Annotated in this window: 15 protein-coding genes; 4 read left to right on the forward strand and 11 right to left on the reverse strand. The window is 44.2% G+C overall.

Features of this window, described 5'->3' with window-relative positions; translation table 11 throughout:
- Nucleotides 1–299: 299 nt before the first annotated feature.
- From ACO067_RS16980 to ACO067_RS16990, 3 genes are all read right to left on the reverse strand, one after another.
- A complete protein-coding gene (locus ACO067_RS16980; RefSeq protein WP_421876185.1) occupies nt 300–4118 on the reverse strand; it encodes a beta strand repeat-containing protein in 3819 nt (1272 codons plus the stop codon).
- A gap of 12 nt (nt 4119–4130) precedes the next feature.
- Complete coding sequence (locus ACO067_RS16985) at nt 4131–4592, reverse strand: T9SS type A sorting domain-containing protein (RefSeq protein ID WP_421876187.1); 462 nt, start codon at nt 4590–4592, stop codon at nt 4131–4133.
- A gap of 212 nt (nt 4593–4804) precedes the next feature.
- A complete protein-coding gene (locus tag ACO067_RS16990) occupies nt 4805–6700 on the reverse strand; it encodes a histidine kinase dimerization/phosphoacceptor domain -containing protein (protein ID WP_421876189.1) in 1896 nt (631 codons plus the stop codon).
- A gap of 156 nt (nt 6701–6856) precedes the next feature.
- Between ACO067_RS16990 and ACO067_RS16995 the strand changes: the two genes are divergently transcribed.
- Nucleotides 6857–7567: a tRNA1(Val) (adenine(37)-N6)-methyltransferase gene (locus tag ACO067_RS16995; RefSeq protein ID WP_421876191.1), complete on the forward strand. Its 711-nt coding sequence runs from the start codon at nt 6857–6859 to the stop codon at nt 7565–7567.
- A 44-nt stretch (nt 7568–7611) separates the two neighbouring features.
- On the opposite strand, the gene ACO067_RS17000 is transcribed toward ACO067_RS16995, so the two are convergent.
- Together ACO067_RS17000 and ACO067_RS17005 are read right to left on the reverse strand one after the other, a co-directional pair.
- Complete coding sequence (locus ACO067_RS17000) at nt 7612–9030, reverse strand: hypothetical protein (protein WP_421876193.1); 1419 nt, start codon at nt 9028–9030, stop codon at nt 7612–7614.
- Between the two features lie 131 nt (nt 9031–9161).
- Nucleotides 9162–10583 (reverse strand): hypothetical protein, encoded by a 1422-nt coding sequence (locus tag ACO067_RS17005; protein WP_421876195.1) that lies wholly within the window; start codon nt 10581–10583, stop codon nt 9162–9164.
- A 162-nt stretch (nt 10584–10745) separates the two neighbouring features.
- Between ACO067_RS17005 and ACO067_RS17010 the strand changes: the two genes are divergently transcribed.
- Genes ACO067_RS17010 through ACO067_RS17020 form a run of 3 tightly spaced genes read left to right on the forward strand, consistent with a single transcriptional unit; the run spans nt 10746 to nt 14720 of the window.
- Nucleotides 10746–11270 (forward strand): RNA polymerase sigma factor, encoded by a 525-nt coding sequence (locus ACO067_RS17010; RefSeq protein ID WP_421876197.1) that lies wholly within the window; start codon nt 10746–10748, stop codon nt 11268–11270.
- Nucleotides 11271–11319: 49 nt separating this feature from the next.
- The gene (locus ACO067_RS17015; RefSeq protein WP_421876199.1) at nt 11320–12204 is read left to right on the forward strand and encodes a FecR family protein; all 885 of its coding nucleotides are present in this window, start codon (nt 11320–11322) and stop codon (nt 12202–12204) included.
- Entirely contained in the window at nt 12204–14720 is a 2517-nt protein-coding gene (locus tag ACO067_RS17020; RefSeq protein WP_421876201.1) for a TonB-dependent receptor plug domain-containing protein, read from the forward strand. The genes ACO067_RS17015 and ACO067_RS17020 overlap by 1 nt, the downstream gene beginning before the upstream one ends.
- On the opposite strand, the gene ACO067_RS17025 is transcribed toward ACO067_RS17020, so the two are convergent.
- The 6 genes from ACO067_RS17025 to ubiE form a co-directional block, all read right to left on the reverse strand.
- Nucleotides 14717–16048 carry a saccharopine dehydrogenase family protein gene (locus ACO067_RS17025; RefSeq protein ID WP_421876203.1) on the reverse strand — a complete coding sequence of 444 codons (1332 nt, stop codon included), beginning with the start codon at nt 16046–16048 and terminating at the stop codon, nt 14717–14719. The genes ACO067_RS17020 and ACO067_RS17025 overlap by 4 nt on opposite strands.
- Before the next feature lie 72 nt (nt 16049–16120).
- Nucleotides 16121–16393 (reverse strand): DUF2442 domain-containing protein, encoded by a 273-nt coding sequence (locus tag ACO067_RS17030; protein ID WP_421876205.1) that lies wholly within the window; start codon nt 16391–16393, stop codon nt 16121–16123.
- Nucleotides 16394–16401: 8 nt separating this feature from the next.
- Nucleotides 16402–16707: a DUF4160 domain-containing protein gene (locus ACO067_RS17035; RefSeq protein ID WP_421876207.1), complete on the reverse strand. Its 306-nt coding sequence runs from the start codon at nt 16705–16707 to the stop codon at nt 16402–16404.
- A gap of 2 nt (nt 16708–16709) precedes the next feature.
- Nucleotides 16710–17456: an SDR family NAD(P)-dependent oxidoreductase gene (locus ACO067_RS17040; RefSeq protein ID WP_421876208.1), complete on the reverse strand. Its 747-nt coding sequence runs from the start codon at nt 17454–17456 to the stop codon at nt 16710–16712.
- Nucleotides 17453–18229 (reverse strand): porin family protein, encoded by a 777-nt coding sequence (locus tag ACO067_RS17045; RefSeq protein WP_421876210.1) that lies wholly within the window; start codon nt 18227–18229, stop codon nt 17453–17455. The genes ACO067_RS17040 and ACO067_RS17045 overlap by 4 nt, the downstream gene beginning before the upstream one ends.
- Nucleotides 18178–18900, reverse strand: coding sequence for a bifunctional demethylmenaquinone methyltransferase/2-methoxy-6-polyprenyl-1,4-benzoquinol methylase UbiE (gene ubiE, locus ACO067_RS17050; protein WP_421876214.1), 723 nt, complete (start codon nt 18898–18900; stop codon nt 18178–18180). The genes ACO067_RS17045 and ubiE overlap by 52 nt, the downstream gene beginning before the upstream one ends.
- Nucleotides 18901–18905 lie beyond the last annotated feature (5 nt).

Below are 18905 nucleotides of genomic sequence, written 5' to 3' on the forward strand. Positions count from 1 at the left end.
AGGCCTTGCGAGAGGTCTCATGTCCAAAAATCTTATAAGACCGGACAGTAGCATGGCAAGTGGTTTTGTGTTTGAGTTTTGCATACTTCTTTTAGTATAAGTTAGGCGCTATAATATGAACTATTATTATCAATAGTGAGAATTTTTGTGGTGAATACAGTTCATTTTGTGGTGATATTCAGTGAATTAGGTGCATAAAGGAGTGCTATCTTAAAAAATAAGCCGGCAGTTAATCTGCCGGCTTTCATATGGTGGGATTCATTAATGGACTACCGCCTTAATCAAATAGTCCCAGATCATTAATGTAAATCCACCCATGCTCCATTTGCTCTTCCCTGAAATTTGTTGGTTGTCGTGTTGTAAATCATCAATCCATCAGCCGGGGAGGAAATGGCGTCTCTTTGTGTAGTGGTCATACGAGGCATCAGAAGTCCGCCAGTTGTAGAGCTTACTTCCAGAGCGGCGCTTGCGTCTGGCGTGCTTGTCCCAACTCCAACCTTGTAGTTATCATCGACTACTATACCCACTCTGGCACTTGGTTTTACAGTGGTAGAAAAGACTATGTCATAACCACTTACAGCGCTACCACCCTCATAGAACTGGCCACCTGAATAAGGGTCATTGAAATCATGTATCACGTCTAAGTTATAGGAAGGTGAGGTAACTCTGAGGGTGTAAACGCTTCCATCTGTTACTTGCACTGGTGTAGTAAGTGTGAACTCTTCCAAGGTGCCGTTACTTGTAGCTGTGACATTAATTGACTGGGTAGATAATACCGATCCCGCTACTCCTGCCCCCTCAAGAATATCAAGCGTTAGACCAGTCGCTGCAGAAGAAAAGTTCAGACCGATTTTTTCTAATACTCCCGTAGTTGTTGCTGTGAAAGACTGTGCGGCATTATCAGTGTTAAATGGACCCACTTCAAAACTTGTTTGACTTATGTCAACAACTGCGGCCTGCTCTTCTTCGGATATATCGAGGCTGGAAGAGGACGAGGCGGCCGCTACTTGAGTGTCTACATAGTTTTTGGTAGCGGCATCCTGGGCGCTAGAAGGATCAGCAAGATTTGTAATCGCCGAAGCACCAGCATCCGCACCAGCAGAGAGCACTTCGCTCAGTGTTTTGGATTCTCCAAGCCAATTACTTCCATCGTATTTATTGATTTCATCGTCATCTGTATTGTAGATGAGTAATCCAATGGCTGGAGAAGAGATTTCGTCACGCTCTGTAGCTGTCATTCTGGGGATTAGCAAGCCCTTCTCAGTAGAAGAGACTTCCAGAGCGGCGCTTGCGTCTGGCGTATCGGTTCCAATACCCAGGTTGGTTGAAGAACCTTGGGAAAGGACAGTTGCAGGATTCGAAATATATGAGGTAAACGTACAATCATATTGTGCAAACGAAGATTGGCTGCCACTTGCCCTGGTCTTGTATGAGGATCCTGTGATTTCATCATTACCAACTGGTATGGATAAGCCTTCCTGATCGTTGAAGTCCAGGAAGAATGTGTAGAAATTCCCACTATTGACCTCAATGTTATTTAGTTCAAAAGTGTTCAAAGAACCTGAATTAGGTGTAAAGTCAATTTCTGCTAATACAGTACCATTGAGACCGTCTCCCTCATATAGAAAGAACGTGCCAGAAGTAATAGGAGCACCTCCAGTAATGGTTGTTGTAATCTTTGTTAAATAGCCATCTTGTGTAGGCTGAAAAGACTGTCCGAAACCATCACCAGTTCCCAGTCCCGTTACGGTTACGGGTTGATCGATATCTACCTGCACATTCGGGTCTGTAACTTTGAAGTTGCCGCTGGTGGAGATATTGTCGACATATTTTTTGGTGGCTGCGTCCTGATCATTTGTGGGGTCAGCGAGATTGGTGATTGCTGCGGCATTGGCATCTGCTCCCTGGCTTAATACATCTGCAAGGTCTTGCTCATCGGTGTCTGTATCTACTGTTTCGCCCAACCAATTACTTCCATCAAATTTATTGATTTCATTGTCATCGGTATTGTAGATCAGAAGCCCGGTGGCTGGAGAGGCAATATTATCTCGCTGTGCAGCTGTCATTCTAGGAATCAATACTCCCTGGTTTGGGGAGGAAACTTCCAGTGCAGCACTGGCATCAGGGTTATTTGTGCCCACACCTACATTGCCTCCATCTGCTACAGTCAATGAGGTGATTTCGGCAGGATCTATATACACGGAGAAAAACAAATCATAAGTAGAAGAAGTAGAAGAACCTTCTACAAAACCAGCTCCATTGTCGTATGAGCCACTACTGCTGCCATTGACTTGGGTAACGCCACTTCCATTGGTCATTTCGAAGGTGACTGTGTAAGTGTTACCTGCTGATACGGCTACAGGAGTAGAGAAATTAAAGCTGCTAAGGGAGTGGGTGTTGGTACCTGATGCAGGTACTGTGAAGTCTTCACTTCCCAAAACAGATCCGGAGAATCCTTCACCTTCAATGATCTGTACGGTGACTGCTGTGCCTACTACGCCACCAATATCAATTGGGTCGCCCACCTTAGCATCTACCCTGGTGATAGATCCAGTAGTGGAGGGAATGAATGTCTGTCCTATTCCTGAGCCTTCTCCGGCAGTTAAAGCCGTACCATTTTCATCTGTATGCTCAACATCCAGGAGAAGAGATGCTTTGGATGAAAGCTCGAAATTTCCACTTTCGTTTAGCGTGCTAATTGCTGTGATCTCTGAATCTACATAGGCTTTAGTGGCTGCATCCTGATCATCAGTAGGGTCTGCTAGATTGGTGATGGCAAGTGCATTGGCATCTGCTCCCTCACCCAACACCTCTGCAAGGGTTTGCTCATCGGTATTGTCCATGAATCGATTCAGGTCCACTTGAGCGTCGACGTTAGTGATGGATAGCAGGTTACCAGGACTTAAAGCAAGTTCTTGATCATCCGAGTTATCCAGAAAAGTAGTAAGATCTACTGAACCTCCATCTTCCAGGGTCAAGATGGCTTCATCAAGTGTAAGTGCTTGATTATCTGTGTTGTCCATAAACCTGTTAAGATCAACATCTGCTCCACCATTCTGTATCGACAGCATGTTGTCTACATTCAGGTCTAGCGTTTGTGCATCAGTATTATCCAAATAACCAGATAAATCTACCGTGCCACCATCTTCCAATGTCAAGGTATTGTCTGTCAGTGAAATGGCTTGATCATCTGTTGCTGTAGTCAGGTAACCATTATTTGCTACGAAAGCATCTACTTGTTCTTCTGTAAGTTGAGTATCGGTGTTGTCCAAATAACTGGAGAGATCTACTGAACCACCATCTTCCAGTGTCAATGTATTGTCTGTTAATGATAGGGTTTGGTCATCGGTACCTGTACCGCTGCCCAGTGAAGAAAGGTCTACGCTGTTTCCTCCACTAATGCTCAGGTCGCTCCCAGTTAACGTAAGTTCCTGAGCGTCTGTACCCGTACCATCTTGTAATGCTGATAGGTCTACAGTGTTTCCATTAGAGATACTAAGTTCTGTGCCACTCACTGCAAGCGTTTGTTCATCAGTGTTGGCACCAAGTGGACCCAGGTCCACACTGTTTCCGCCACTTATTGATAACTCGCTGCCCGAAAGGCTCAATTCCTGCGCATCGGTATTGTCCAGATAAGTAGTTAAATCTACAGTTTCATCGGAGTTGCTTAGTGATAGTGTATTGGTTTCTAATGAAAGAGACTGGATTTCGTTGGTTGGGTCTGAGTCATCATCCTCACCATACAATGCGTAAGGAACAGATGATAATTCGGAGGTGCCAAAGTCTTCTAAGCCACTACCCAGGTCCAATTCCACTTTGATGAAATGTGAAGAGGCTCCCCAGGCAATATTTTCTAAGGATCCTGAAATGATCGATCCTATTCCTATTTTGGTTTGGATGAGACCATATGCATTGGAGGTAAGTGACTGTTCTTCTACGTAAACAGCCGATCCAGAACTAGATCCCTCGAGGATGCTAAACTGTGCGGTGACTGTTTCGTTGGCTAGAGGTTCGCCCTCTGAGTCCCGGAGTATCCCCTGATAGTCCAGTTGCTGTGGTGCCTGAGCCAAAAGGCTTATGGCTGTCAATACTGTAAGGCTTAGTAAAAGGTATTTCATGTTTTTAGGCAGTTAGTTCTTGATAATTTTATGTTGAGAAGTGTACTCTTCGGTTCGGATTGTCAGTAGGTAGATTCCATTGGACAGTTCCGAGAGATCCAGTGTCTTATTGTCTGTTGCTGAGATCAAAACTTTACCATTCAGGTCTGTCAGTGTAAGCGTCAGGCTTTCAGTACCTGTGGGCTCTACTTGCAGTAGATTCACCACTGGATTCGGGTAAACTCGAATGTTCGGGTTGATGGCTTTTAGTACTTCTAGCGTTTCTGTAACCAACTTTGGTTGGTGAATGCCCGCTACTAAACTGACGGTACCATTGGTTTGAGTGGTGGAAATGTTTTGACCGATCGTCCAGTCGAGAGATCGACCAGACTGACTTTTGGAGTTGCCAGCAGTGGCCAATATGCTCTGATCGATATCCTGAGCCCACAATGCGTGAGTTATCAGCGTCATGCTGATAATCAATAGATGTTTCATGCGATTATTTAGATGGTGTTAGTGAGGCTAAAGTGTGGATTTGAGATTCGATGTGAAGAATCAATGGGGTGAATGCCTCAATTCATGTGGAGTTTGAGTATTCCTTCGAATAGTGTTTCTCCTGCTCGTCGACTATTCATAGTTAATGAAAGTGCACCTGTTCCGTGTGGTACAGGTTTATGGAGAAAGAGATGCGATGGAAAACGAGCTAATTAAGACTCGGTATGAGGAAAGGATATTTGAAATCGCATACCATTGGTATTTTGAGCTACATAATGAGCCTCAAGTTGTGTACACAGCATCTTCACCAGGCGTAACCCCAGAGAAGTTGAATTATACGGATCAATATTGGATGACATGCCTTTACCATTATCGGCAACAGTTAAAATATAGTGGTCTTTGTCTAGGATTAAAGAAACTTCACATTGATCCCCTGGCTGATTCTGGAAGGCATGTTTAAACGCATTGGTTACCAACTCATTAACGATTAGTCCAAGAGGAATGGCCGTTTCTACGTCAAAATAGACATTTTCAGCATGTATGTTGACAGCCACATTGGTCACGGTCTTACCAAAGGTGGTTTTGATTTCATCAATTAGTTCTTGCAAATATTCAGCAAAGGGTAGGTGCTTCAGATCCTCATTTTCATATAGTTTTTGATGAATCAATGCCATGGATCGTACACGTCCCTGACCTTCTTCCAGTGTTTTTCGAGAGTTGATGTCTTGTACCTGTCCAGATTGCAGGTGTAGCAAGCTGGCAATTATCTGAAGATTGTTTTTGACGCGATGGTGGATTTCTTTCAGTAGAGCGTCCCGTTCTTCCAGCGATTTTTTGATGACTAAACTTTTAGTCTCTACCTCTTTTACTGCTTGCTTTTTTTGTCGGTAAAACGTGTAAACTAACCCCAGCATACCTAGAAGTATGATTAGGCTGACAAGAGAATAATTGAAAAGGGTACTCTTTTTATTCAGCTCCTGTTCATTTCGTTTGAGATTGCGACCGATCTCGTATATGGCCACTCGACTCGCTTCTCGTGTCGATTCATTTTGCTTTCTCGTTTCAGCATTTTGTGCCTCTAGTTGGTCGTAAGCGACATAATACCTGTAGGCAGAATCGTAATCAGAGAGTTGCTCAAAATTGTTAGCTTTTAACTTGAGCAGTTTGGCCTTGTGCTCATTGGCAAATGGATATTGGGTGTGTTCTATAACGGCCAGTTCCTTGTTGGTATACTGAAGAGAAGCCTGATACTGCTTGAGGGTGTAATATGTTTCAGCTATCATGACTCGATTGAAGTGAACATTTATCGAGTTGATTCGCTCGGTTATGCTGACCGCTTTTAACAGTGCTTCCAATGCTTCTTCATGATGTCCATTGGCATTGTACATCTGTCCTAAAGTCTGAAGGGCTATGGATTGCCAAACCTCGTCCAGGTTTTTGGAGAGTGCCACACTCTCTTTGGCCACCGCCATCTCCTCATCTATTGCTCCGTTTTGGTGAAGAATGAAGCCAATGGGTTCGTTAGTGGCAATGATGCTGCGGTAATCTTTGTTCTTTTCAAATATTGCTTTTGCCTTGTAGTGGTAATACAAGACTGAATCCATGCGGTCTAAATGAGTTAGCTCCATGGCCAGGAAGTTATAAAGATGTGCAAGTCTGTCCTGGTAACTGTTCTCAAAAAGAGCGATCGCTCGCCGATAGAGAGTAGCAGCATCTTCATGTTTCCCAATCATCGCATAGTCCTTGCCCAGCAGCTCATATAAGATTCCCTGATATAAGGGTAGCCCTGCATCCTCGGCATACTCCAAGGCTTGCAAAAACAAGCTGATACCTTCGGTTCGATCATCAGGCTGACCAGGAATACTAAGGCCTTGACAGACCTTGCTGATTATTTTTGCCTCCGGTCTTTTGTATTGTTGCCATATCAGATCGGCACGGTTTTTTAGTGCTTGTAGACTGTCAGCGTGGAGGTTGATGCCAAACGTGGTAAACTTAAATAGTCGTGATTGGAGTGCGTCTACTTCTTCCTGACCTTGCTGAGGAGTGGAGCGACAGCCTACCATGACCAACAGGACAGCAAGAGTACGAATAGCGGTGGTTAAATGCATGCTCAAGTATACGCCAATGGGATTTGATATCCTTGTGCCAATTCGACCAGCTACGTTGGTTGATCGTTTGACATGACTAATGATCGGAAATATTATCTATTGCATGAGCTGTTTTCATTCATGTTTGCCAGTTTTGCTTTCAGAGCTTAAAAGGTCATGCCAAATACCTATTTCCAGTTTAAACAATTCAGAGTGGAGCAGGGACAATCTGCCATGAAAGTGACTACCGATGCTTGCATACTTGGTGCCTGGGTTGCTCGCCACTCAGCTGCCGATCAGGTGTTAGATATCGGAGCGGGTACGGGCTTGCTGTCACTAATGGTAGCTCAGAGGATCGAAAACGCGAAGGTCACTGCTGTGGAAATGAACGATGCAGCAGCAGAGCAAGCGCAAGCCAATTTTGAAGCGAGCCGATGGACTGATCGGCTGACTGTAGAGAACTGTAAGGTGCAAGATTTGGAATTAGAGCAAAGGTTTGATCTGATCGTGTCTAATCCACCCTTTTTTAATCAGTCTTTGGCCTCACCTACTGCCAGTATCAATCAAGCCCGTCACGATTCCACGCTTTCTCAAAGTGATTTGCTCGAAGTACTGGTGCACCGACTTGCCGATCAGGGCAAGGCGTATGTACTGTATCCACCTAGGGAAGCCGCGGCATTTAAGGAGCTCGCCATTGAAAAAGAATTGTTTAGCCAGAGTGAACTCACTGTGTTTAACTCTCCCGGCTCTATGCCTTTCCGAAGCATCATCTCATTCGGACTTCAGAGAGTGGAACCCCAGAAATCAGTATTGGTCATCAAGGATCCAGCTGGTCAGTATACGGCAGATTTTGTAGAGTTGCTGAAGGATTATTATTTGCATTTGTGAGGCCACTCTGATAACAATCAACTTGAGTCGTGTCTAGAGCCAAACTACTCAAACACCCACTCCTCACAAATCTCCTTATCGGCACAGCCACCATCTTGTCGTAAGCAAATGGTGTATTCCACACCACGTTCCATTTCCACCAGGAAGTCATGGTCATCGTTGCTGCCAGCCTCTCGCACTTCTTCCTTTACAAGGGTATCACCGATGTAGGCATACCAGATGTAAGTCACCTGGTCTCGGAGCTCAAAATCTGCCGTAAACGTGTAGCCAAAAGTTTCCAGATCCCATGCATAGCTGAGTTCTTCCACACATTCCACATTAATCTCTTTGCAATACTCAGCACCTTCTGGACATTCGTCGGTGGTAGTTTTCAGGCAGACCGTATAGCGGCCCGGCTCAAATTGGTACTCAAACTGATGGTCAGAACTATCTCCCTGGATAGTGCCTTCCTCATCTTTTATTACGCCGTTGATGAGCCATTTGTAGGATTCTAAATCGAACATCCGTTCAAAATTGGCTTCAAAGAAATAGTGACCATAACTGCGCTCTTCATAATCGAAAAACAACGACGGACATGGGTCCTCTACTACGAATTCCAGACAGTATACTTCTCCTTCCACACAATCCTCAGAGAAGGCCTTGATACACACTTCGTGAAAGCCTGGTTCAAGTTTTTTGGTTAGCGTATTGCTATCTGGAGTGCCCGACTGGATAAACTGATTATCGATGAACCAGTCAAAAGCGTTGGCTTTATTGACGGAGGCAGTGAATTCAAAAAGTCCATCATTGCGCTTTACATAATCCATGAAAAGCTCTGGACACCCTGAGCAGGCGTTGATGACTTCATAGAGCTCAAAAGTATTATTCAGTGCTTTTTCCGCTTCTTCAGAAAAGACCTGTACAGAGACCGGGAATATAAAGCTCGGTTGATAGCTAGTCGGCTGATTGTTATAGTAGAATTGGATGTATTCCTCACGAGAATTCAGCGTAACTTCTATGCTGTTCTTATCCAGCATGGAGATCGGGTAGGCAAAGTCAAAGCACTGTTTATGGGTTCGTTCGAGGGCAGTTCTCAGGGTGGGGAGTTCGCAATTTTGCAAAAGCTCAAATAGCTCCTGCTCATTGTCAATGGAGTTTAGCTGATCGTTGACCGTGATAAGTAGAGGAAAACTAACTTCGCTGATATGGATGCCACTGTTTTGATCCTGGCTGATTTCTTTCAGGGAGGCTTTGGATGAGGCCTCTACGAGTACGCCGTTACTCAGCCGGAGATCGATGGGATAGACAAATGCAAAGCATGAAAAGTCTCCTCGGTCACTCAGTGTGTTGAGCAGCGAGATCATAGCTGTGCTGGGAGAAGTGACTATGCGGTCATCTTCTGGAAAATCAAGATTATCCTCCAGGCATGATGTAAGCATCATCAAGCTTGCAACAAACACAAATACCAACCTGTAGCTCTTCATGGATTCAATTGAGTCTTAAAAGTATCATTTCTTTAGCATAATAGCGTTGATCAAGGCGGTATCAGCAAGAAGTAATAAAAGAAAGGAAAGAGCCGATCCATCCAATCGGCTCTCTGATCTTGACCAGCGGACTAGTCGATCATGAATGTCTCACAAACAATGTTGTTTTCACATCCATCCTGCCTTAGACAAATCGTGTATTCTACACCTGGCTCAAACTCCCAGAAGAAGTCATGGTCAGCATCACTTCCAGCCTCCCGGACTTCTCCACCCTGATAGTCATCACCTTTGTAGACTTTCCAGATATAAGTCACTTCATCGCGTTCCTCAAAGTCAGCGGTGAAAATGTACCCGTTAGATTCTTCCTCAGGAGAGAATGATAGGTCCACACATTGCATCAGTGGGTCCACCAGAATGGTTTTACAGAAATAGACAGCTTCTGGACAGTCTGGTGTTTCGGTCACCAGACAAACTTCATGCTCTCCAGGTGCAGCAAATATGTAGCTGAGGAAATGGTCTCTGTTATCACCCGATTCTTCGTCTACTATAGAACCATCGACCTTCCAGGCGTACCATTCCAGATCATTCATGCCCTCAAACTCAGCAAAGAAGCTATAGGCGGTGCTATCCGTTTTTTCATATTCAAAATACATATCCGGGCAGCTAGATTCTCCTTCAAATTCTAGTTCCATGCAATACTCTGCATCATCACAACCATCGGTTTCTACCGTTTTCAGACAGATTCTGTACTCACCTGTGCCAAACTGCCAGTAGAGTTTATGGTCGGTATCATGACCTTCAAAATTCTCTTTATCCACGTATTCGCCATTGATATACCACTTGTATTGTAGCGAATCTTTCCCCTCAAAATCCGCATAAAACCAATAGGCATTTTCTCCATCAGCCTCTTTGTAGAAGGATACTTCCGGGCATGTAGGTGTCTCCACTATTATTTCCTGGCAGTACTCCAACTCACCACAGGTCTCATCTTGAGCCTTGATGCAAACGGTGTGGGTACCAGGTTCAAACTCATAGTCAAACTTATGGTGACGATCATCACTGAGTGGTTCTGATTCCACAGAATCACCATCTACATACCAGACATAAGCTATGGAATCCATGCCGCGAAATTCTGCTTTGAACAGATACTTGCTGTCGTGCATTCGTTCCTTTTCGAATTTCAGTTCTGGGCAGTCATCTGGGGTTTCATCATCGCCTCTTATCACCACCTCGGTACAGAAATCGATGGTTCCGCACTGTTCGGATTCAGCCTGTATACATACGGAGTAGACACCAGGTGCGAAAGAAAAATCAAAAGAAGTGCCGATAGAATCGCCGCTGGCGATCAGTTGATCATTGACAAACCACTCAAAGTCAATGTTGTCCAATCCCTGCAGATCAGCGATTAGCGTGTAGTTGGTAGAGTCACTGTTGGCTTCAGCCACAATGGTGATATCCTGACATTCCTGAGGAATATCTGATTCACAAGCAGTCATCATCCATAGCATTGCTGCCAGGGTGAAGAGGAGGTTGAAAAGTCTGTAAGATCTCATAATTAAATTCAGTTTTGTTAAGTATCATTTCGGCGGATCATACCCGCGATTCGGAGGTGAAACGCACGGACCGAAATGCTACCCCACCCCCAGGTTTAGGATTTTCATCATTTTTTTTAGAAACTTTGGGGGATCACCAACTGAAACCTACTTCTAACCACTTTGGAGAACGATCAGGACAAACCCGTATGTAAGCAATCAGTTTTTAATGCCTTGTTTGAAGAGCACGCCCGTGTGCTGCGAAACTTCATTTACTATAAGTTTGGGGATGAACATCAGGCAGATGATGCAGTACAAGAGGCTTTCGTAAAGCTGTGGAAGAATTGTGCCAAGGTGCCTCTGGAAAAAGCGAAAGGATTTCTCTACACGGTGGCAAGTAATTTCACCAAGAGTGTGAAGCGTCATGAAAAGGTGAAACTAAACTACGAGGTGAGTCACATGCACCTGAGCAAAGGCGTGGATCATGAGTCGCCTGAGTTTCTTTCTCTCGAAAAGGAGTTTATGGATAAACTCAATGCAGCAATCGGCTCTTTGCCCGAACGTCAGCGTGAAGCTTTTTTACTCAACCGTGTAGAAAAGAAGAAGTATAAGGAGGTGGCAGAGATCATGGATATCTCTGTGAAGGCGGTGGAAAAACTGATGCACAAAGCATTGTTGAAATTAAAAGATGAAATTGGAGACTTGTAGGGGTGGGGTAATCCAGTATAGCAGCGTTTTATGACGAGAAGATAAGCGAATGAATCCAAATGACGACACATTTTTAGCCAGATGGCTCAATGATGAACTCTCTGCCGAAGAGCGGAAGGAATTTGAGTCCAATCCGGAGTATGCAAGTTTTCGCAAGATCGTGGCAGGTGCGGATAGTTTGCAGCGACCAGAATTTGATGAAGCAGCTATCCGAAACCGAATTGAGCAGTCTAAGCATACTACAGGCAGCAATATGTGGTGGTATGCAGCCGCAGCATGTGCCTGTTTGATTTTAGCGGTTACTCTAGCCATCAATTGGACCACTACGCTGACTTCCGAATATGGAACTCAACTAGCTTACGATTTACCAGATGGATCTTCTGTACTACTCAATGCCAAATCTGAGCTTCGTCTGAAGAAATGGAATTGGGAGAGTGATCGAAGTGTCCGCCTAACCGGTGAAGCTTATTTTGATGTGGAGAAGGGGAAGACCTTCACCGTGGTGACTTATTTAGGTGAGGTCACAGTGTTGGGGACAGAGTTTAACGTGACCGTAGCAGAAGGCTTTATGGAAGTCACTTGCTACGAAGGTAGCGTGCGGGTGAATATTGGAGCGACTGAGTCCATCCTGGCTGAAGGAGATCGTGTCACCTGGCTGACTGATCGATTGACTCAAACAGCTGTAGATTGGAAAGTGCCAGATTGGAAAACAGGTATCAGCAGCTTTCAATCGATCCCTCTGAAGTATGTAGTTGCAGAGCTGGAGTCTCAGTATGGCATTGAGGTGAATAACTTGCAGCTATTGGATCTGACTCAGCCGTTTACCGGTCAGTTTCCACACGATGATGTGAAAGTTGCCTTATCGATAGTTTTTGAACCATTAAATTTAGCATACCAGCAAAAAGGTGATCAGGTGTACCTAGAACCTATGTAATGAGATCATTATTGTTCGCCACAGTATGCCTTTTTTCAGTTGTTCTTCACGCCCAGGAGCGCGTAGAGGAGGATTCTCTTGTCTCTATACTCCGGCAAGTGGAAGGACAATTTGGCGTGCGGTTTTCATATTCTGACGAACTCATTCAGGACAAACAAGTAACACTGCAAATCAATGAATCAACTGACCTGTATGAACTGCTGAATCAACTGCAGGAAGCTACCAATCTGCGGTTTAATCGTGTAGGGGAGGGATATGTAGTCATTCGCCAATTCGAAAATGACGATGAGTTGTCAGTATGTGGGTACTTACATGATGAGACCGGTAAACCAATGTTTGGGGTATTGATTCGGTCAGATTCGGGTGTAAGCACAGTTTCAGATTTGGAAGGCTATTTCCAATTGACGATGACTTACGGCGATGTGCTCAACTTCCAGTATTTGGGGTATCAAACGAAGAGGCGATCTGCACCCGAACTGATGCAAGCAGAATGTCCTGTATTGACCATGAATGAAGTAGTTTCTTATCTGGAAGCGGTAACTATTCAGAACTATACGGCCACAGGCGTTTACAAAGCGACCAATAAAGTTCAGATATATCCTGGAGAATTGACTGTTTTGCCCGGTCTGATCGAGCCGGATGTTTTAGAAAGTATCCAGCAGACACCAGGGGTTAATAGTCCCTATGAGACCGTTTCTGGATTGCATGTGCGTGGAGGCTCACCAGATCAAAATCTGGTGCTCTGGAATGGTATCACCACCTACAATCAGGGCCACTTTTTTGGGATGCTTTCTTCCTTCAACCCGTACATTACACAACGGGTGGATTTTGTGAAAAATGCCCCTAGTGCTGCCTATGGAGGGAGAGTCTCTGGCATAGTAGATATTCATACATCGAGTAAAGTGTCCAGTGATGTGACCGGTGGTGCCGGGTTTAACATGCTCTATGGTGATGCATTTGTTTCCACTCCCATTGTCAAGGAAAAGCTGTCCCTTACTTTGTCTGGCCGAAGATCCTACACGGATTGGCTGTCCACACCCACTTATCAGCAATATGCCAAGCGAGTATTTCAGAACACGAAAATTGGCGATGCAGACGATTCTCAGCGTGACAATGATTTTTTCTTTACAGATTACAATGCGTCTGTTGTTTTTGAGCCAACTCCTAACCAAACCATCCAATTCAGCTCGCTGTATTATAAAAACGACCTGACTTTCAACTCCAAGTCGGATATCGGAGAGTCATTTGAAGATGATCTGCTTACTCAAAATGAAGGCTACGGCATCTCCTGGGAGCTTAGAAAAAAGGGGCTTGAGGTTTCTCAAGGGTTAGAATACTCCAATTATCTATTATGGTATCAGTTTCAACATACGGAAAACGATACATTGACCATTTCTTCTAAGAAAAATCTCGTTTCAGACTTTGCTTACCATCTGGATGGGACCATGCGATTTTCTGATACCCATGAACTAACAATAGGCTACCAGTTCAATCGCAACCACACTCGCTATGCCTTTGAAGACCTGGGACCTGCTTACCAGCTTGTGCTGGATCAGGATGATAGATCACAGTTGGTCAATGCCCTATACTCGGAGTATGAATTGAAAACTGATCGATTTGCCGCTACTGTTGGGACTCGAGCTAATTACTACCACGATTTTAATAAGCTATTTCTGGAACCACGCCTCAATATTGCCTGGCAAATATTGGACCCACTGCATATTACTGCCTCAGGCGAGTACCGAACACAGTTTATTAGTCAGATCAAAGAATCGGTGGTGAGCGATTTGTCTTTGGAAAATCAGGTATGGAAACTGGCCTCTAAGGATCGTTTCCCGATCATTAAGAGCTATCAATTCACTGCTGGCTTCAATTTCTCCCAAAAAGGCTGGTTTTTTGAAGCTGAAGGTTATCGCAAACAAATTGATGGTGTCACTTCCTTGACCTTTGGATTTCTAAACCCTATTGACAATGCCTACCGCATTGGTGAAAGTGCCATTCACGGAGTGGATGTATTTCTCAAGAAAAACTGGGGAGCCTATAAGTCCTGGGTTTCTTATTCCTTTCTTCACACTCAGAATCGATTCACGGGCCTCAATAATGACAAAGCATTTCCGGGAAACTGGAATATCCGGCATCTGATGAATTGGTCGCACTTCTACTCGATCGGGAATCTGCACCTCTCAGCAGGATGGAAGTGGCATACTGGGAAAGCTTATACCAACGTGAGTGTTTCAGATACTAGCAATGGTCCTGTAACTATTGATTTTGACCAGATTAATGGTGAAAACCTTCCCGTTTATCACCGGCTTGATTTCTCAGCACTGTATGAGATCAAGCCAAACAATAAAAAAGTGTGGTACCGAGTGGGGGTTTCAGTGCTCAACGTTTACAACCGAAAGAACATCCTCAACCGGGAATTCAGGACCACACCTTCTCTTGACAATGAACTGATCGATACCAGGATCTATTCATTAGGGATCACTCCTAATGTGGTGTTTAGGGTATTTTATTAACTCTCCGTTACCTCCCGCTCGCTAAATTCAAAACCCATTTGCTCCAGCTCATCCAGAATGGGCTCATAGATCTCTTTGATGGTAGGGATGTGCACTCCGGGTGTTTTGAGTTTGCCCTGAAGTACCAGCTTGGAGGCAATGGCCAGTGGTAAGCCTACCGTTTTGGACATGGCAGTATTCACTGAATCATCACCAACAGCTACCATGTGGGACTGGATTTCCTTTGGTTTGCCATCAGCGATGTAGTTAAACTTGTGCCACATCACAATCATGTCTTTATCCTGCGGAGAAAGGGTCCATTTCTTCTTTAGGATGTGCTCAAGAATCTGTGCAGGGGATCCTTTGTCAAGTCCCACTAGCTCTTCACTGAACAGATCAAGCCATTGCATTTTGTACATTTCCTCTGATTCCAGACCGATGTTCATGTAGTGAGCCAGTTTCAGTTCTACCGAATCATGTGGGTTGTACTGCAAAAAGGAATTGATGAACTGACGGTGTGTCATCTCGGACACATTTTCCATCTGGTAGGTGTCATCCGTGGCCCCGAGTTGCACGAAGATGTTCCAGGCTTTGCAGAACCCAGGTCTGCGCAGTGTTCCTCTGTAAAGTGTTCTAATGCCACGGAGGTTGTACAGGTCCAGGTATTTGAGTGAATCTCTGTTGGCATACCCTTCAAAATACCCATGACCTGGAATGTGGATCACCTCTGTCCGTGTAAAGAGTCTATGGTAAGGTATGTACTTGTAGCGATCCTCCTGAATGAATTTGACGTTTCCCGTGCCGGCCATTACCACATTGCGGGGATTCCAGGTGAATTTGTACTTCCAGGGGTTGTCGGTTAGGTCATTGGCTGCTAAGAGCCCTCCAGTGAAGGTTTCAAATGCGGTAAGTCTATGTCCCTCAGATTTGATGCGATCGAGCACTTTCATGGCTGACATGTGATCGATACCAGGGTCAAGTCCCAGTTCCATAATGCATTGATTGCCTTTTTCGGCAAACTGATCCGATAGGGCTTTGATGTCGTCCGAGACATAAGAAGCGGTAAGCATATCCCTGCCAACCTCTGCACAGATCTTGGCCACATGCACGTGTAGACTTGCCGGAATCATGCTGATCACTAGATCGGCTTTCTCGATCTCAGCTTTTGCAGCCGTTTGGTTCATGATATCAAAATCGATCACACTTGCCTCAGGGAATTTCTTTTTGGCAAGGGCGGTATCTTGTTCACCAATGGTGATATTCCAGCCATTAGTCTGTGAGTGTTCCAGTAAATAATTGATCAGTGAGGTAGAGGAGCGCCCTGCTCCCAGGATCAAAACTTGCTTCATAAAAAATATAGACGTTAGGGTAATGTTGTTACCGCAAACCTAATTGAAGCAATTGCTTTTTCAAGGATGAACTTATTTAATATTAGCTTCTATTTTTTGATGCTCTATATTGTTGGTATACAGATCCCATATCGGGAAGGAAAGCTCAAAGTCATTCCAAACCAAATCTCCAAATTGAACAGAGAAAGAGGAAAAAAGATCTTTGTCCAAATATTTACGAGTCATTGGATTTTTAGATTTAGATAGGAAATCTTTGAAATCAATCTCATGATACGTATTGTCATCAAACGTGAGTCCAATTCTGTATTCTCCTAGATAAGTAGCTTGTGTTATTGAGACTCCCATAATCACAGTTATTTAAGTCTATTGTTAATTCTCTCTGGCTTTATTTCAACATTATAGACAAAGAAATCGATCCATTTACGCACAATATCTTCTTTATACAACTGGACTAATTTAACGAAATTCTTAAGCTCTTTTTTCGGCAATGGGTCCTTTCCTGCTACAGTTTTAATTACTATGTCAACATATTTACCGTTTTCAAGGATAATTTCTGCCTTCGATTCATAGCCCTGATATTTCCCATGGACATGAATTGGCTCATGTTCATTAGAATAGAACAGTACGATGAGGCCGAAATATTCATAAAGCTTAGGCACTACTATTTGGATTTATTCACCATCGTCGATGATGCCTGTGCCGCTGGAAAGACCAACATATCGGCAATGTTAACATGGGCCGGACGCGATAGGATGAATTCAATCGTCTCAGCAATGTCTTGGGCTTGCAAGGCATCAAACCCCTGATAGACTTTATCAGCTTTTTCTTTATCGCCTTTGAAGCGCACTTCTGAGAACTCGGTTTGAACCAATCCCGGTTTGATCTCACTGACTTTGATGTGGTGTGGATTCAGGTCCAGTCGCATGCCTTGGGTAATGGCGTTCACTCCAAATTTGGAGGCATTGTAAACATTGCCATTTGGGTAGGCTTCTATGCCGGCTACCGATCCGATATTGATCACATGTCCACGCTTGCGCTCTACCATGCCTGGGATCACTGCTTTACTTACATAAAGCAAACCTTTCACATTGATGTCGATCATCGCATCCCAGTCATCTACATTGCCTTCCTGGATTGGAGCAAGACCGTGTGCATTTCCAGCATTGTTGATCAGTACATCAATTTCTTTCCATTCTTTCGGTAAGTTCTCGATTGCCGTATTGACTGCCTGTCGGTCACGAACATCAAAGTGGAGTGTGTGGACTTCTGTCTCAAGCTCAGATTGTAATCGGTCTAATCGCTCTTTCCGTCTGCCAGTAATGATCAATCGATAGTTCGGTGCCAGAATCCTTGCTGTAGCTTCCCCAATGCCACTGGTAGCGCCAGTGATTAATGCTGTAGGTTTCATCGACGTTTCTTTCGTTTGTTATTCCTCAGATAAGATGGTCCTCCTTCAAAAGTGATGTAAAAGGTGATGTTTTGATAGGTGAGTTTTTTAATTGGAGCATCATAGTCATTTTCACCTGGAGTCAGCATGTTTCTCAAGCCCCATGAATAGCGCACTTCCGGCGAGAATTTGAAAAGTGGAAAATATAGATCAAAACCTACTCCAGCGTCTATCGAGAAGTTGATGTCTCTGAGCTGTAACCGCTGGCGCGTATCTAACTCGTCTCCTTTACCTGAGGCTTCAATAGACGGACTGAACCCACCTGTGACATACATGGCTACATTGCCGCGTCTTGCAGACTTGTACTTGAGCATTAGTGGTAGCTCCACCAGAGTGGCATCTTTCAGTTCCTTTAACTCCGTGCCATCAGTGTAGCGATAAGTCAAATTCTGCTCATAAAACCCTACTGTAGGTAAGGCTCGGAAACTTAGGTATTTCAGCAGAGCCATATCCACTACAAAACCCACCTTCCATCCTGGTAGTGCTCCCGGCACTACAGAGTGGACTGAGTCTAATTCTGGAGTAGCGTACCTGTCCGAGTATTGAATGCGGTATTTGGATTCATGAATCCCTAGTAAAAACCCATAGTGTATCCACTCCTGATCGTAATCCAACAGGTTTTCAGAGACATCATTTTGAGCTCTGGCAGGAGTTGCTAACGCGAAAAGTAGGCCAAGAGTGACTACTTGGTACCAACGTATATGGAGCTTATTCCTAGAGTTAATGGTTTGCATTTAGTGTTTTTAAAACCAACCTTTTCCAAAATCTGTAAGAAATTTTGTCCATCAGGAAATTCGCGAACTGATTCAGGTAAGTAGGTGTAGGCTGCTTGATCTTTTGAAATCGTATTACCTATTTTAGGTAATATCCATTTAAAATAAAAACTGTATAGCTGCTTGAAAGGAAACATTTTAGGTTTGGAAAACTCCAAAATGACTGTCTTTCCTCCGGGCTTCAACACCCGATGCATGTCCGACAGGCCTTTCTCCAGGTTTTCGAAATTTCTTACGCCAAAAGAAACGATCACAGCGTCAAACTTATTGTCCTCAAATTGTAACTGCTCAGAGTCTCCCGATAGCAATTCGATTTTGTCAGAAAGGTTGCGTTTTTTCATTTTCTCGCGACCTACAGCGAGCATCCCTTCAGAAATGTCCACACCGGTAACTTTGTCGGGGTTTAGTTTCAATGCTTCAATGGCGAAATCACCCGTGCCGGTAGCAATATCAAGGATTTGTTTAGGTTGATCCTTCTTCAATAGTTTGATGGCTTTCTTTCGCCAGGCGATATCTATGCCCATGCTCAGGAAATGATTGAGGAAGTCATATTTCCCGCTGATGTTATCAAACATGTTGGCAACCTGTTCCTTCTTGCTGCCCTGCTTATCTTTGTAAGGTACTACCGTCATAATTG

The sequence above is a fragment of the Marinoscillum sp. genome, assembly GCF_965229915.1.
Classification (GTDB): domain Bacteria; phylum Bacteroidota; class Bacteroidia; order Cytophagales; family Cyclobacteriaceae; genus Marinoscillum.